Here is a 14,936-nt window from a genome sequence, read left to right as displayed (position 1 = left end):
GTCAGGAGATGACCCCGGCCTCGGCCAGCTGCCGGGCCAGCGCCTCCCCGTCGGGGGCGTGCACCGTGACGACCGCGGACCGGTCCAGGTCGTCGACCGCCCGGCGGGTGGCGGGCGTCGGGCCGGGCAGGCCGTTCTGGGCGACCTGCTCCTGCACGGACAGCTCCCGCACGGCGATGGCCGCGACCCGCCCGGGGTGCTCGGCCGCGAACGTCTCGTAGACCTGCGGGTCGTGCTGGCCGTCGTCGCCCACCAGCACCCACTGGAGCCCGGGCAGCTCCTCGGCGAGCCGGCGCAGCGTCGCGGCCTTGTGCTCCCGCCCGGAGCGCAGCAGCGCGGTCCCGGTGGGGCCGAGGTCGGTCAGCAGCAGCGAGCCCTGGGGCAGCCCGACGCGGTGCAGGAACCGGCCGAGCGCGCTGGCGGTGTTCCAGGCGCCGGTCGACAGGTAGAACACCGGGGCCTGCGGGTACGTCGCGGTCAGCCGGCCGTACAGCTCGGGCATGCCGGGCACGGGCTTGCGGCGGGCCTCGGACCGGACCAGGAAGTTCCAGGCCGCCTGGTGCGGGCGCGGCACCATCGTGACCAGCACCGTGTCGTCGATGTCGCTGACGATGCCGTGCGTCGCGGCGGGGTCGACGACCTGCACCGGGGCGGGCACGTCCGCGTCACCGCCGTCGACCGACAGGTAGAGCGTCTGCCAGCCGGGCTCGAGGTCGATCTCGACCGGCGCGTCGACGTAGCCGCTGCGGTCGGTGCGGACCTCGAGCACCTCCTCGCCGTCGGTGCCGGGGGCGGTCCGCGCGCGGACCACGGCGTCGGGCAGCTCCGCGGACAGCAGGTTGCGCCACCCGCGCCGCTCGACGCTGCCGGGGGTGGGCGCGTCCGGTGCGGTCAGCAGCACGCGCGCGCGGACCCGGGACCGGGAGACGGTCCCGTACGACGGGTAGGCCACCACGCGGGGCGTGTAGCCGCGGCGGGTCAGCACGCGGACGACGACCGCGTTGACCCGGTCCTCGGCGCGGGCGGCGAGCTCGGCGATGGTCGGCATCGACCCAGTATCGGTACGTGCGCCGGGACGCGCCCGTCGGGCACCGCGGGCGGCACCGTGCCGCGCAGCGCGCCGCAGCCGGCGTCAGCCGCGCGCCACGGCCACCGCCGCCACCGGCCCGGACGCGACCTGCGCGTCGTACCGGTCCAGCACGATCCGGGCGAGCAGCGGGTGCGGGCCGAGCGGCCGGGTGAGCACGTCCGCACCGGCGCCGAGCAGCGCGCCGTGGAAGTGCCCGGGCGCCAGCAGGTACGCGGCGACGACCACCCGGGCCGCCCCCGCCGCCCGGGCCGCGGTCACGGCCTCGGGCACGCTCGGGCTCGCGGCGGCGCCGTACCCGACGGTGACCGGGCCGTGCCACGCGGCGCGCACGCCCGCGACGACCTGCTCGACGGCGCCGGCGGCGGCGGGGTCGGTGGACCCGGCAGCGGCGACGACGACCGCGTCGTCCGGCTCGGCGCCGGCCTCGCGCAGCCGCTCCAGCAGGACCGCGACCAGGCGCTCGTCCGGGCCAAGGGGCTCGGCGGCGCGGACGGGCCGGCCCGCGACCGCCGCCCCGATGTCGTGCCGGACGTGGTGCCCGGTGGACAGCAGCAGCGGCGTGACGACCGCACGCAGCCCACCGTCCGGGCCGGCGAGGGTCGCGTCCGCGACGGCGTCCGCCACCGCCGGCTCCTGCACGTCGACGAACGCCTCCACGACCCGCAGCCCCGGGCGCAGCGCGCGCACGTCGTCCGCGAGCGCCCGCACCGTGGCGCGCCCCTCGGCGCTGCGGGTGCCGTGGGCGCAGGCGACCAGGACGGGCGCGTCCACCGGTCCCCCGGTCACCGCGTCGCTCCGGCCAGCGCGTCGGCAGCGAGGTCGGCGGCGCAGGCGGCATCGGGCGCCGGGTGGAGCAGCCCCTCCCGGGCCACCTCCCCGAGGACCACCACCGCCGGCGACGGCAGCCCCGCGGCGGCGGCGCGGGCGGCGAGCTCCCCCAGCGGCGCGCGCAGCACCCGCTGGTCGGGGAACGTCGCCCGGGACACCACCGCGGCCGGTGTCGCGGGGTCGACCCCGGCGGCGAGGGCCTGCTCCGCGAGCCGGTCGAGCCAGGCCAGCCCCATGAGCACGACGACCGTGACCTCGGGGGCGTGCAGCGCGGCGAGGTCGGCGTCGACGAGGCCGCCGTGCCCGTTCACCACGTGCACGCGGGACGCGACCCCCCGGTGGGTGACCGGGATGTCCGCGGCGGCCGCGGCGGCGACGGCGGACGTGATCCCCGGGACCACCCGCACCGGGACCCCGGCGGCCCGGCAGGCGAGCACCTCCTCGCCGCCGCGTCCGAGCAGGAACGGGTCCCCGCCCTTGAGCCGGACGACCCGGCGGCCCGCGCGGGCCTGCTCGACGAGGATCGCGTTGATCCGGTCCTGCGGGACGTGGTGCACGCCGGGCGCCTTGCCGACGCCGATCACCTCGACGTCGTCGCGCAGCTCGTCCAGCACGGCGGTGGGGCCGAGCCGGTCGGCCACCACGACGTCGGCCTGCGCGAGCAGCACCCGGGCGCGGACGGTCATCAGCCCGGGGTCGCCGGTGCCGCCGCCGACCAGCGCGACCTCACCGGGGTGCAGGACGTCCGGGCCGGCGGTCGCGGGCCGGCGGGCGCGCGTGTCGGTGCGCGGGTCCAGCAGCGCGAGCACGAGGCGGTCGCGCACGGCGGCGGCGCGACGGGGGTCGGGACGTCCCTCGGACAGGACGGCGAGCTGCATGCCGCCGACCCGGGCCGCGGCCGGGGTCCGGGCGGAGCCGGCGGCGGCGTCGGCCGCGACGACGCAGAACACGCGGCGCGCCGTGGCCCAGCCGTGCACCGCGTCGTCGACCGCGGGGTCGCCGGTGCACGTCCAGACGAACCACACGTCCTCGACGTCCTGCTCGCGGACGGGGCGCCGGTCCAGCCGGACGTCGCCCGCGGCCACCAGCTCCTGCACGTCGGGCGTCGCGTCGACGGCGACCACGCGGACGTCGGCGCCCGCGGCGACGGCCGTCCGGGCCCGCCGGGCCGCGACGGGCCCGCCACCGACGACGAGCACGGGCCGCCCGGCCAGCTCGAGGCCGGCCAGGAGCGTCACGGGGTCACCGCCACGAGGACGTCGCCGTCGACGACGGTCACGGGGTAGCAGCGCAGGTCGACGGGCTCCTTGCCCACCGGGTCGAGGCACGCGCCGGTCCGCAGGTCCCAGACCTGCTTGTACATCGGCGAGGTCACGACGGGTGCGCCGTCCTTGTCCCCGACGATGCCGCGGCTGAGCACGTTCGCGCCGGAGTACGGGTCGCGCTGCTGCACGCCGAGCACCCGGTCGTCCGCGAGCCGGAACAGCGCCACCCGGTGCTCGCCGAGCAGGGCCCCGGTGCCGCGCTCGGGCAGCAGGTCGTCGAGCCGGCAGACGCGGACGGGGGTGTCGGCGGCGGTGGTGCTCACGGGGTGACCTCCAGGACGGGGACGGCACGGCGGGCGGTGCGCAGGTCGGGCGCGCCGGTCTCGCCGGGCCGCGCGGGGCGGGCCTGGCCGCGCTCGGCGACGTAGGCGAGGTCGGGGTCGCCGGCGTCGGGGGCGTTGACGTAGGGCGTGAACCGGCGCAGCTTCTCGGGGTCGTCGAGCGTGGCGCGCCACTCGTCGACGTACCCGGCGACGTGCCGCTCCACCTCCGCCTCGAGCTCGGCGCCGATCCCGCGGGAGTCGTCGACGACGACCCGGCGCAGCTCGTCCAGGCCGCCGGGGAACGCCGCGACCCACGGGGCGGTGCGCTGCAGCCGGTCGGCGCTGCGGATGTACAGGGCGAGGAACCGGTCGATCACGCGGACCAGCGCGTCGTCGTCCAGGTCCTCGGCGAGCAGGTCGGCGTGCCGGGGCGTGAAGCCGCCGTTGCCGCCGACGTAGACGTTCCAGCCCTTCTCCGTCGCGATGACGCCGACGTCCTTGCCGCGCGCCTCCGCGCACTCGCGGGCGCAGCCGGAGACGCCGACCTTGAACTTGTGCGGCGACCGCAGGCCCCGGTAGCGCAGCTCGAGGCGGACGGCCATCGACGAGGAGTCCTGCACGCCGAACCGGCACCAGGACTGGCCGACGCAGGTCTTCACGGCGCGCAGCGACTTGCCGTACGCCTGGCCGGACTCGAACCCGGCGTCGACCAGCCGGCGCCAGATCTCCGGCAGCTGGTCCTGGCGGGCGCCGAACATCGCGAGGCGCTGCGCCCCGGTGACCCGGGTGAACAGCCCGAAGTCGCGGGCGACCTCGGCGAACGCCATCAGCCGCTCGGGGGTGACCTCGCCGCCCGGCATCCGCGGCACGACCGAGTAGGTGCCGTCCTTCTGCAGGTTCGCGAGCAGGTGGTCGTTGGTGTCCTGCAGCGGCGCCTGGTCGGGCTGCAGCACGTGGCCGATGCCGAGCGAGGACAGGATCGACGCGACCACCGGCCGGCAGACGGCGCACCCGCGCCCCCGGCCGTGCCGGGCGACGACCTCGGAGAACGTCCGCAGCCCGCCCTCGCGCACCAGCGCGAACAGCTCGGCGCGGGACATCGCGAAGTGCTCGCACATCGCGGTCGAGACGGTGAAGCCCGCGGCCTCGAGGGTCCGGTTCACCACCGTGGTGAGCAGCGGGACGCACGACCCGCAGACGGTGCCCGCGCGGGTGCAGGTCTTGACCTCGCCGACGCTGCGGCAGCCGTGCTCGGAGACGGCGGCGCGCACCGTCCCCACCGAGACGTTCGAGCACGAGCACAGGACCACGTCGTCCGGCAGGTCGGTCTGCACGGGCGCGGCGCCGCCCTCGGGCGCGAGGAACGCCGACGGGTCGGCGCCGAGCGCGCGGCCCAGCATCGGGCGCAGCGACGCGTACAGGGCGATGTCCCCGACGAACACCCCGCCGAGCAGCACCCGCGCGTCGTCGGACACGACGAGCTTGCGGTAGGTCCGGGCCACGGGGTCGGCGAACGTGACCTCGAGAGCGCCCGGGGTCAGCGCGAGGACGTCGCCGAAGCTCGCGGCGTCGATGCCGGCGCCCTTGAGCTTGGTGCCGTCGGCGGCGCGCTCGTAGACCGCGGTCCCGCCGCAGAGCTGGTCGACGACGACGTCCGCCATCGCGTTGCCCGGGGCGATCAGGCCCGCGCACTCGCCGTCGTGGCTCGCGCACTCGCCGATCGCCCAGACGGCCGGGTCGGAGGTGCGGCAGGTCGGGCCGATCACCACGCCGCCGCGCTCGGCGACGACGAGCCCGGCCTCGCGGGCCAGCCCGTCGCGCGGCCGGATGCCGGTCGAGTAGATGACGACGTCCGCCGCCAGCGCGTCGCCGGTGGACAGCTCGAGCGAGCCGACGGCGCCGTCGGCCGCGGCCACCACCCGGGTCGCGGCGGCGGAGGTCCGCACCGCCATCCCGCGCTCGGCGGCGAGCACCCGCAGCGCCTCGCCGCCGCCCGCGTCGAGCTGGACGGCCATCAGCCGGTCGGCGAACTCCACGACCGTCGGGGCCACGTCGAGCGTCTGCAGCGCGGCCGCGGCCTCCAGACCGAGCACGCCCCCGCCGACGACGGCCCCGCGCAGCGGCCGGCCGAGCGCCGCCGAGCGGTCCGCGACCCAGGCCCGCAGCGCGGTCACGTCCGCGAGCGTCCGGTAGGACAGCACCCCGGGCAGGTCCGTGCCCTCGGTGCGCGGCACCCACGCCCGCGAGCCGGTGGCCAGCACCAGGGTGTCGTAGCCGAGCACCCGGCCGGAGCCGGTCCGGACGGTCCGCGCGGCGAGGTCGACCGCGACGACCCGGTCCCCCACGACGAGGTCCACGCGCGGGTCGTCCCACACCGCGGGGTCGAGCGCGAGGTCGGCGTCGGCGCGTCCGGTGAACACGTCCGACAGGTGCACCCGGTCGTAGGGCGCCCACGGCTCGTCGCCGACGACGGTCACCTGCCAGGCGCCCGCGGCGTCCCGGCGGCACAGCTGCTCGACGAACCGGTGGGCGACCATGCCGGCGCCGACGACGACGACGCGCCCGGGCTCGGGCCGGGCGCTGGGGGGCGGGGGCTGCGTCATGCGCCCAGTTTTCAACGGCTCGGGCCGTGCATATTGGGCCCAACGGCCCACGGACCACCCCGCACGGGCGTCAGGGGGCGAGGCCGGTCAGGTGCAGCACGCACAGGCCCGGCGCCGCGAAGGGCTGGACGGCGTCCGCCGCCACCGGACCACCGGTGCGGGCGAGCACGCCCTGCGCGAGGCCGAGGTGCACGCGGCACACGACGTCGGGCCGGTCGCGCGCGAGGTCGAGGAACGGGCAGGCGCGCAGCCGGACCTCGCCGGTCCCGGCGACGCGGTCGAGGTCGGGCTCGAACCCCATCCGGTCGAGGTGCTCCGCCAGCGCCCGCAGCTGCGCGTCGGCCCCGGCTGCTCCCGCGTCCCCCGGCGGCTCGGGCAGGTCCGCGCTCGCGCGCAGCCCGTGCCGGCGCGCGGACTCCGCGGCGTCGGGGTCGGGCACGCCGTAGCCGTCCAGCAGGGCGCGGGCGAGCGCGGCCTGGGCGACGAGCACGCCGGCCTGCCGCTCGACGAGCGACGCCTCCGGGTCGGCCCGGAGCGCGCGGTACCGGGTGCTCGGGCGCCCGCGGCCCGCGGGGGCGCCGGTCCGTGCCTCGACGTGCCCGGAGTCCACCAGCACCCGCAGGTGCTCGCGGGTGGTGTTCGGGTGCAGCCCGGTCTCCGCGGCCAGCTCTGCCGTGGTGCTCGGTCCGCGCCGGCGCAGCACGGTGAGCAGCTGGGCGCGGCGGTCCGGGGCGGCCGGTACCCGGGCGCGCGCAGGTCGCGGACCCACGGGGGCGTCCCCGGGCATGGCTCTCCCTGCGTCGGCGGCTGACGTCAGCAGGGTGCTCCCGGCGGGCGCCCCGGAACCGGGACGTAGGTCACCGGGTCCGCGGGGACGAGCCCTGTCCGGGGGTCAGGCGACGAGCCGCCGGTCCGCGCGCCGGGGGTGCTGCACCACGGCGCCGGGCTCGACCCGCGTCTCGGGCTCGACCACCGCGCGCGGGCTCAGCCGCGCGTCGGCGCCGACCTGACTGCGGGTGCCCACCCGGGCACCGGCACCGACCTGGGCGCCGCGGCCGACGTGGACGTGGGAGTCGACGGTCGCCGCCACCTCCACGTGCGCGCCGGGCTCCACCCAGCAGTGCTGCCCGATCCGTGCGCGGGCCTCCACCCGCGCGCCGGGATCCACCCACGCGGTGTCGGCCACGTAGGCGCTGTCGTCCACGACGGCTCCCTTGGCGACGAGTCCGCCGCCGTTGCCGTGCCGCTGGTAGCGCACGACCGTGCCGTCTGCCTGCTCGAGGTCCTCGTATCGCTTCTTCATGGCACCCGTCTGAACGCCCGGACCGGGGAGATTGTTCCCCGGGTCACGAGGCGCCGTGACCGGTTCGTGACCTGCGCGGCAGGTCGAGATATCCGTTTCGCCCCGGCTGTCTGCCCGGATGGTTCTGAGTTTCTGCGTTTCTGTTGACTCGGGCACGTGATCCGCGCCACAGTGGGTCCCGAGCCCAGCGGGACGCCCGCACGGCAGCACAGCAGCACGCAGACCCGCAGCACCGCCAGCGCAGCTCCACGCCGAAGTGGACCGACACGAGGACGACGACGTCTCATGTACCCGCCCGAACGCCACAGCGTCATCGTCACGACCGCGCGCGCCGCGGGCCGCGTCGAGGTGCAGGCGCTGGCCGCCGACCTGGACGTGACGCCCGAGACCGTCCGCCGCGACCTCACCGCGCTCGAGCGGATGGGCCTGCTCCGGCGCGTGCACGGCGGCGCGGTCCCCGTCGAGCGGCTGGGCCACGAGCCCGCCCTCGCCCAGCGCGAGCACGTGCTCGCCGCGGAGAAGGACCGGATCGCGAAGGCCGCCCTGGACGAGCTGCCGACCGGCGGCTCCGTGCTGATCGACGCGGGCACCACCACCGTGCGGCTCGCGGAGATGCTGCCCGCCGACCTCGAGCTCATCGTCGTCACGCACGCGCTGCCGGTCGCGACCGCGCTCGCCGGGCTCCCCCGCGTCACGCTGCACCTGGTCGGCGGCACGGTCCGGCCCCGCACGCTGGCCGCGGTCGGCGACTGGGCGGAGCGCGCGCTCGCCGAGGTGCGGGTCGACGTCGCGTTCGTCGGCACGAACGGGCTGTCCGCCGAGCACGGGCTCACCACACCCGACCTCGCGGAGGCCACGGTCAAGCGGGCGCTGGTGGCGGCCGCGCGCCGCACGGTGGTCCTCGCCGACCACACCAAGATCGGCCGCACCGAGCTGGCGGTCGTCGCACCGCTGCAGGCCGTGGACACCGTCGTCACCGACTCGGGCGTCGCGCCCGAGCTCGCCGACGAGATCGAGCACGCCGGCCCGCGCGTCGTGCGGGCCTGACACCCACCGGCGCGCGCACCCGCGCGCCCGGACGGATCGACGAAGGAGAACGATGAAGGTCTTCCGCTTCTACGCCCCCGGTGACGTGCGCCTCGAGGAGGCGCCGGACCCCCGCCCCGGGGACGGCGAGGTCCTGATCCGGGTGCGCGCCTGCTCCATGTGCGGCACGGACGTGAAGATCTCGACGTCCGGGCACCAGCGGATCGTCCCGCCGCGCGTCATGGGCCACGAGATCGCCGGGGAGGTCCTCGAGACCGGCGCCGGCGTCCAGGGCTGGGCCCCGGGCGACCGCGTCCAGGTCATCGCGGCCATCCCCTGCGGCACCTGCGAGTTCTGCCGCGCGGGCGTCATGACGATCTGCCCCAACCAGGTCTCGATGGGCTACGACTTCGACGGCGGGTTCGCCCCGCTGATGGTCGTGCCCCGCGAGGTGCTCGCCGTCGACGGCCTCAACCGCATCCCCGAGAACGTCTCGTTCGCCGAGGCGTCCGTCGCCGAGCCGTTCGCCTGCGCGATCAACGCCCAGGAGATCATCGACGTCCACGAGGGCGACACCGTGGTGGTCGTGGGCTCCGGCCCGATCGGCTGCCTGCACGTGCGGCTCGCCCGCGCCCGGGGCGCCGCGCAGGTGTTCCTGGTCGAGCTCAGCCGCGAGCGCCTGGATCTCGCCGCCGCGGTGGTGCAGCCGGACGCCGCGATCTGCTCCGCGGAGACCGACCCGGTCGCCGCGGTCAAGGAGCTCACCGGCGGCAAGGGCCCGTCCGTGGTCATCACCGCCGCGGCCTCGGGCGCGGCGCAGGAGCAGGCGCTGCAGATGCTCGCCCCGCAGGGCCGGCTCAGCCTGTTCGGCGGCCTGCCCAAGGACAAGCCGACCATCACGTTCGACTCCAACCTCGTGCACTACCGCGAGCTGGCGGTGTTCGGCGCGAACGGGTCGAGCCCCGAGCACAACCGCCAGGCGCTCGCGCACATCGCCGACGGCAGCGTGCCGGTCGCGGACCTCATCACCCACCGGCTGCCGCTCGACCGGGTCGCCGAGGGCATCGACGTCGTCCGCAGCGGTGCGGGCATCAAGGTCACCATCGAACCCTGACGACACCCGACGGCCCCGGCCGTCACGTCACCGAAGGAGCAGGTCAATGCCGATCCACTCCACGCCGGGCACCGCCGCCCGGCCGAGCGCCCCCCAGGAGGGCTGAGCCCGTGTCCACCACAGCCGCAGCAGCACCGGCCCCGTCGCGGGGCAAGCAGGCCCAGGTCCGCGTCCAGCGGTTCGGGGCGTTCCTCAGCGCGATGATCATGCCCAACCTCCCGGCGTTCCTGGCCTGGGGGCTGATCACCTCGCTGTTCATCGCCGTGGGCTGGTTGCCCAACGGCATCCTCGGCGGCTTCGGCAACGCCGACGAGATGAGCTGGCAGGGCGCGGCGACGCAGCTCGCGCTCGCCGACGACGGCACCACCTTCCGGCAGTACATCGGGCTCGTCGGCCCGATGGTCACGTACCTGCTGCCGATCCTCATCGCCAACGCCGGCGGCCGGATGGTCTACAAGGAGCGCGGCGGCGTCGTCGCGTCGATCGTCGCGGTCGGGATGATCACCGGCAGCACCGTGCCGATGTTCCTCGGCGCGATGATCGTCGGCCCCGCCTCGGCGTGGGTGATGAAGAAGGTCGACGGCCTGTGGGCCGGCAAGATCAAGCCGGGCTTCGAGATGCTCGTCGACATGTTCTCCGCGGGCATCCTCGGCGCGGCGATGGCGGTCGGGGCGTTCTTCGGGTTCGCGCCGATCATCACGCAGGTGTCGGACTGGCTCGGCACGATCGTGTCGTGGATGGCCGACAACCACCTGATGCCCCTGATGGCCCTGGTGGTCGAGCCGGCCAAGGTGCTGTTCCTCAACAACGCGATCGGCAACGGCGTGCTGGTGCCGCTCGGCGCGCAGGAGGTCGTCGAGACCGGGCAGTCGCTGCTGTTCCTGGTCGAGTCGAACCCCGGCCCCGGCCTGGGCATCCTGATGGCCTACACGTTCTTCGGGGTCGGCGCGGCGCGCTCGTCGGCGCCGGGTGCGGCGATCGTGCAGTTCGTCGGCGGCATCCACGAGGTCTACTTCCCGTTCGTGCTGATGAAGCCGACGCTCATCATCGCCGCGATCCTCGGCGGCGCGACCGGCATCGCCACCAACGTGGTGTTCGGCAGCGGCCTGCGCGGCCCGGCGGCACCGGGGTCGATCCTCGCGGTGTTCGCCGCGACGCCGCGCGGCTCGTTCGTCGGCGTGATCCTGTCGGTGGTGCTGGCGTTCGCGGTCACGTTCCTGGTCGCCGCCGTGATCCTGCGGGCGTCCCGCAAGCGCGACCTCGAGTCGGGCGGCGGCGACCTCGCGGCGGCCATCGCGCAGACCGAGGCGAACAAGGGCAAGTCGTCGTCGGCGCTCGGGGCGATGTCGGCCGCGGCCGGCGGCGCCACGGCGGCCGACGCCGCACCCACCGGACCCGTGCGGTCCATCGTGTTCGCGTGCGACGCCGGCATGGGGTCGTCCGCGATGGGCGCGAGCATCCTGCGGGACAAGCTCAAGAAGGCCGGCCGGCCCGACATCACGGTGGTCAACAAGGCCGTCGCGAACCTGGAGGACGACGTCGACCTGGTGATCACCCAGCGGGAGCTCACCGACCGCGCCCGGCGGCACGCGCCGTCGGCCCGGCACGTCTCGGTCGACAACTTCCTGTCCAGCCCCGTGTACGACGACGTCGTCCGAGAGGCGTCGCAGGAGAGGAGCACCACGTGACCGAGCTGATGAGCGCGGACCTGATCGTCCCCGCGGGTCGCGCCACCACCAAGGATGAGGCGATCCGCGAGGCCGGGGCCCTGCTCGTGCAGTCCGGGGCCGTCGCGCCGCACTACGTGGACGCGATGCTGGAGCGGGAGCAGACCGTGTCGACGTACATGGGCAGCTTCCTGGCGATCCCGCACGGCACCGACCAGGCGAAGGGCGAGATCACCCGCTCGGCCATCTGCCTGATTCGGTACGAGCACGAGATCGACTGGGGCGGCGGCCCCGTGCGCGTCGTGGTCGGCATCGCCGGCGTCGGCGACGAGCACCTGTCGCTGCTGTCGCGGATCGCGCTCGTCTTCACCGACGCCGACCGCGTGGCCCGCGTCCTCGCGGCCACCACCCGCGAGGCCCTGACGCAGATCCTCGCGGAGGTCGAACCCGCCTGACCCCGCGGCCCGCGCGGCCCGCGCGGCCCACGAGGGCCCCACGGGTCGCGAGGGCGCACCCGACACCACGAGGGCGCAACCGATGGGTTGCGCCCTCGTGGTGTCTCGTGCGCCCTCGCGGGGGCGTGGGTGGGGTGTGGGACGATCGGGCGCGTGTCCGACGAACCCCTGCGCCCGCATGCCGGGGACGGGTGGCGAGGGGTGCTCGACGGGCTGCTGGCCTGGGGGGCGGGCGAGGCCACGCACCGGGCGCGGCGGGCCGCGCTGCAGCTCGAGCTGCGGGAGCTGACCCCGCACACCCGGGAGCGGTGGAACGGGCCGGTCTCCCGCACGGCGACCGCCCGGACGCCCGGCGCCGGCACGGGCGCGGGCACCGACGCGTCGTCCGCCACCGACGCCCCCGCGTACGCGCTCGGCGTCCGCCCGGTGGTCCGCTCCGAGCGGGGCTGGACCCGCGGGACCCTGACCTGGGCGAACATCCCGCACATGCGCGCCCGGCTCGACCTGGACGACGAGCAGCACCGGTGGTTCTGCCAGGTGGGCGCACTGCACCGCGCGGCGGGCCCGCCGGTGCCGGGGACGGACGCCGCCTGGGTGTACCTCGACGAGTTCGTGAACCCGGTGCTCTGGGAGCTGCTGGACCAGGCGCGGGCGCTGGGCATCCCGTTCGTCGGCTCGGGCGCGGGGGCGCGGGTCGAGGTCGCCGGGTCGGCGTGGCTCGGGCTCGACATCGCGCAGGACGCGGCCGGTGACGTCCGGGTGCGGGCGCGGCTGACCGTGGACGGCGCGGAGCACCCCGTGGACCGGGCCCACCCGATCGGCGACCACGGCGTGTACGTCGTCGACCCCGCGCAGCCGCGGCAGCTGCTGCTCGCCCCCACGACCGAGCGGCTCGGCCCGCACCAGCTCGCGCTGCTGGCCGGTCGCGGCGGGCAGGGCGGCCGGGGCGGGCGCGGTGGGCGGTCCGTCGCCGACGCGCTGCGCGACGGCGTGCACGTGCCCGCCGCGGACGCGGAGCAGCTGGTCCGCGACCGGCTCCCGGCGCTGCGGGCCGGGCTCGAGGTGGTCAGCGCCGACGGCAGCGTGGTGCTGCCGCCGCCCGCGCCGCCGACGCTCGTGCTCGCCGTCCGGTACGCGGCCGGGGACGTCGTGCACCTGGCCTGGTCGTGGGACGGGCACGCGCGCTCGGGCCCGACGCCCCTGCCGCGGCGCGTGGTGCCGGCGCACCTGGTGCCCGGCGGGTGGCCGACGGTCGAGGACGACCCGACGGCGCTGCCCGAGCCCGTGCGGCTGGCGGGCGTGGACGCCGCGGAGTTCGTCACGACCGCGCTCCCCCGCATCACCGCGCGGCCCGGGGTCCGGGTCGACACCACCGGCACCGCCCCGGCCTACCGCGAGCTGACCGGCACGCCCGTGCTGACCGTCACCACCCAGCCGACGGACAGGACCGACTGGTTCGACCTCGGCGTCCTGGTGACGATCGAGGGCCGGACGGTGCCGTTCGGGCCGCTGTTCGCCGCGCTCGCGAAGGGCCACCGGCGGCTGCTGCTGGTGGACCGGACGTACCTGCGCCTCGACCACCCCGTGCTGGAGCCGCTGGCGGCGCTCGTCGCGGAAGCCAAGGAGCTCACCGAGTGGGAGACCGGGCTGCGGCTCAGCCGGCACCAGACCGCGCTCTGGACCGACCTCGCGGAGCTCGCCGACGTCGCGGAGCCCGCGGACGCCTGGCGGGACCTGCTCGCGGACACCGCCGGCGACGCACCGCGACCGACACCCGCGCCGCGCGGGCTGCGCGCCGCGCTCCGCCCGTACCAGGCCGAGGGGTTCTCCTGGCTGGCGTTCCTGTGGCGGCACCGGCTCGGCGGGATCCTGGCCGACGACATGGGGCTCGGCAAGACGCTGCAGTGCCTCGCGCTGGTGCAGCACGTGGTCGAGGAGCGGCCCGCCGACGAGCCGCGGCTGCCGTTCCTGGTGGTCGCGCCGACGTCCGTGACGCCGAACTGGGTCGCCGAGGCCGCCCGGTTCACCCCGGGCCTGGTGGTCCGCCGGGTCACGGCCACGGAGGGCGCGGGCACGCCCGTCGCGGAGCTCGCCGACGGCGCCGACGTGCTGGTGACGAGCTACGCGCTGCTGCGGCTCGACGACGACGCGTACCGCGACGTCGCGTGGGCCGGTCTGGTGCTCGACGAGGCGCAGCAGGTGAAGAACGCCGCGTCCCGGGTGCACCGGGCAGCCGCGGACGTCGGCGCGCCGTTCGTGCTGGCCCTCACCGGCACGCCGCTGGAGAACTCGCTCACGGAGCTGCACGCGCTGCTCGCGCTGACCGTGCCCGGGCTGCTGCCGCCCGCGACGGCGTTCGGCCAGCAGTACGTCCGGCCGATCGAGGACGCGCACGCGGGCATCACCGACGGCGCCGGCGCGGGCGACGTCCCCGCGTCCACGGCGCGGCTGCGGGCGGAGCGGCTCGCGCGGCTGCGGCGCCGGATCCGCCCGTTCCTGCTGCGCCGCACCAAGGACCGGGTCGCCGCGGACCTGCCCGAGAAGCAGGAGCAGACGCTGACCGTCGAGCTCGCGCCCGCGCACCGCGCCGTCTACGACCTGTACCTGCAGCGCGAGCGGCAGAAGCTGCTCGGCCTGATCGACGACCTGGACCGGCAGCGGTTCATCGTCTACCGGTCGCTGACGCTGCTGCGGATGCTCGCGCTGGACGCGTCGCTGATCGACCCCGAGCAGGCCGGGACGCCGTCCAGCAAGCTCGACGCGCTCCTGGAGCAGCTCGAGGACGTGGCCGCCGAGGGGCACCGGGCGCTGGTGTTCAGCCAGTTCACGTCCTACCTGCGCAAGGCCGCCGACCGCCTCGAGGCCGCGGGCATCCCGTACGTCTACCTCGAGGGGTCCACCACGCGGCGAGGGGAGGTCGTCGACGAGTTCCGCACCGGGACGGCGCCGGTGTTCCTCATCAGCCTCAAGGCCGGCGGCACCGGGCTGAACCTCACCGAGGCCGACTACGTGTTCCTGCTCGACCCCTGGTGGAACCCCGCCGCGGAGCAGCAGGCCGTCGACCGCGCGCACCGGATCGGCCAGCACCGCCCGGTGATGGTCTACCGGCTGATCGCGGCGGGCACGGTCGAGGAGAAGGTCGTCGCCCTCCAGGCGCGCAAGGCCGCGCTGGTGGACGCGGTGCTCGACGACGGCGAGCTGTTCGCGTCCGCGGTCACCGCCGACGACGTGCGCGAGCTGCTCGCCTAGTCCCAGCCGGCGC

12 protein-coding genes are annotated in these 14,936 nt (G+C 76.3%); 5 read left to right on the top strand and 7 right to left on the bottom strand.

What is annotated here, in order from left to right; genetic code table 11:
- Position 1: 1 nt before the first annotated feature.
- From ACFVXN_RS04745 to ACFVXN_RS04715, 7 genes are all read right to left on the bottom strand, one after another.
- Positions 2-1,048, bottom strand: coding sequence for an App1 family protein (locus ACFVXN_RS04745; protein WP_389228115.1), 1,047 nt, complete (start codon positions 1,046-1,048; stop codon positions 2-4).
- Positions 1,049-1,132: 84 nt separating this feature from the next.
- Positions 1,133-1,876: a sirohydrochlorin chelatase gene (locus tag ACFVXN_RS04740; protein ID WP_389228112.1), complete on the bottom strand. Its 744-nt coding sequence runs from the start codon at positions 1,874-1,876 to the stop codon at positions 1,133-1,135.
- Positions 1,873-3,156, bottom strand: coding sequence for a uroporphyrinogen-III C-methyltransferase (gene cobA, locus ACFVXN_RS04735; protein WP_389228109.1), 1,284 nt, complete (start codon positions 3,154-3,156; stop codon positions 1,873-1,875). The genes ACFVXN_RS04740 and cobA overlap by 4 nt, the downstream gene beginning before the upstream one ends.
- Positions 3,153-3,506, bottom strand: a complete 354-nt coding sequence (gene nirD / locus ACFVXN_RS04730) for a nitrite reductase small subunit NirD (protein ID WP_389228106.1) — start codon at positions 3,504-3,506, stop codon at positions 3,153-3,155. Before nirD ends, cobA begins: the two co-directional genes overlap by 4 nt.
- Positions 3,503-6,109: a nitrite reductase large subunit NirB gene (gene nirB / locus ACFVXN_RS04725; protein WP_389228103.1), complete on the bottom strand. Its 2,607-nt coding sequence runs from the start codon at positions 6,107-6,109 to the stop codon at positions 3,503-3,505. The genes nirD and nirB overlap by 4 nt, the downstream gene beginning before the upstream one ends.
- Positions 6,110-6,179: 70 nt before the next feature.
- The gene (locus ACFVXN_RS04720) at positions 6,180-6,878 is read right to left on the bottom strand and encodes a helix-turn-helix transcriptional regulator (protein ID WP_389228100.1); all 699 of its coding nucleotides are present in this window, start codon (positions 6,876-6,878) and stop codon (positions 6,180-6,182) included.
- Positions 6,879-7,001: 123 nt separating this feature from the next.
- Positions 7,002-7,412, bottom strand: coding sequence for a transferase (locus ACFVXN_RS04715; RefSeq protein ID WP_389228097.1), 411 nt, complete (start codon positions 7,410-7,412; stop codon positions 7,002-7,004).
- A 285-nt stretch (positions 7,413-7,697) separates the two neighbouring features.
- Between ACFVXN_RS04715 and ACFVXN_RS04710 the strand changes: the two genes are divergently transcribed.
- The 5 genes from ACFVXN_RS04710 to ACFVXN_RS04690 all read left to right on the top strand — a co-directional run bounded on the left by ACFVXN_RS04710 (position 7,698) and on the right by ACFVXN_RS04690 (position 14,923).
- On the top strand, positions 7,698-8,459 hold the full coding sequence (locus ACFVXN_RS04710) for a DeoR/GlpR family DNA-binding transcription regulator (RefSeq protein WP_389228094.1): 762 nt from the start codon (positions 7,698-7,700) through the stop codon (positions 8,457-8,459).
- A 52-nt stretch (positions 8,460-8,511) separates the two neighbouring features.
- Complete coding sequence (locus ACFVXN_RS04705) at positions 8,512-9,552, top strand: zinc-dependent dehydrogenase (protein ID WP_389228091.1); 1,041 nt, start codon at positions 8,512-8,514, stop codon at positions 9,550-9,552.
- A 200-nt stretch (positions 9,553-9,752) separates the two neighbouring features.
- Positions 9,753-11,240, top strand: coding sequence for a PTS mannitol transporter subunit IICB (locus ACFVXN_RS04700; RefSeq protein WP_389230461.1), 1,488 nt, complete (start codon positions 9,753-9,755; stop codon positions 11,238-11,240).
- Positions 11,237-11,674 carry a PTS sugar transporter subunit IIA gene (locus tag ACFVXN_RS04695; RefSeq protein ID WP_389228088.1) on the top strand — a complete coding sequence of 146 codons (438 nt, stop codon included), beginning with the start codon at positions 11,237-11,239 and terminating at the stop codon, positions 11,672-11,674. The genes ACFVXN_RS04700 and ACFVXN_RS04695 overlap by 4 nt, the downstream gene beginning before the upstream one ends.
- Positions 11,675-11,827: 153 nt before the next feature.
- Positions 11,828-14,923: a DEAD/DEAH box helicase gene (locus tag ACFVXN_RS04690; protein ID WP_389228085.1), complete on the top strand. Its 3,096-nt coding sequence runs from the start codon at positions 11,828-11,830 to the stop codon at positions 14,921-14,923.
- Positions 14,924-14,936: the final 13 nt, after the last annotated feature.

It is taken from the genome of Cellulomonas sp. NPDC058312, assembly GCF_042880135.1.
Lineage (GTDB): Bacteria > Actinomycetota > Actinomycetes > Actinomycetales > Cellulomonadaceae > Cellulomonas.
The sequence above is the reverse complement of the archived record's forward strand: the minus strand, read 5'-3'. Positions and strand labels throughout refer to the sequence as shown.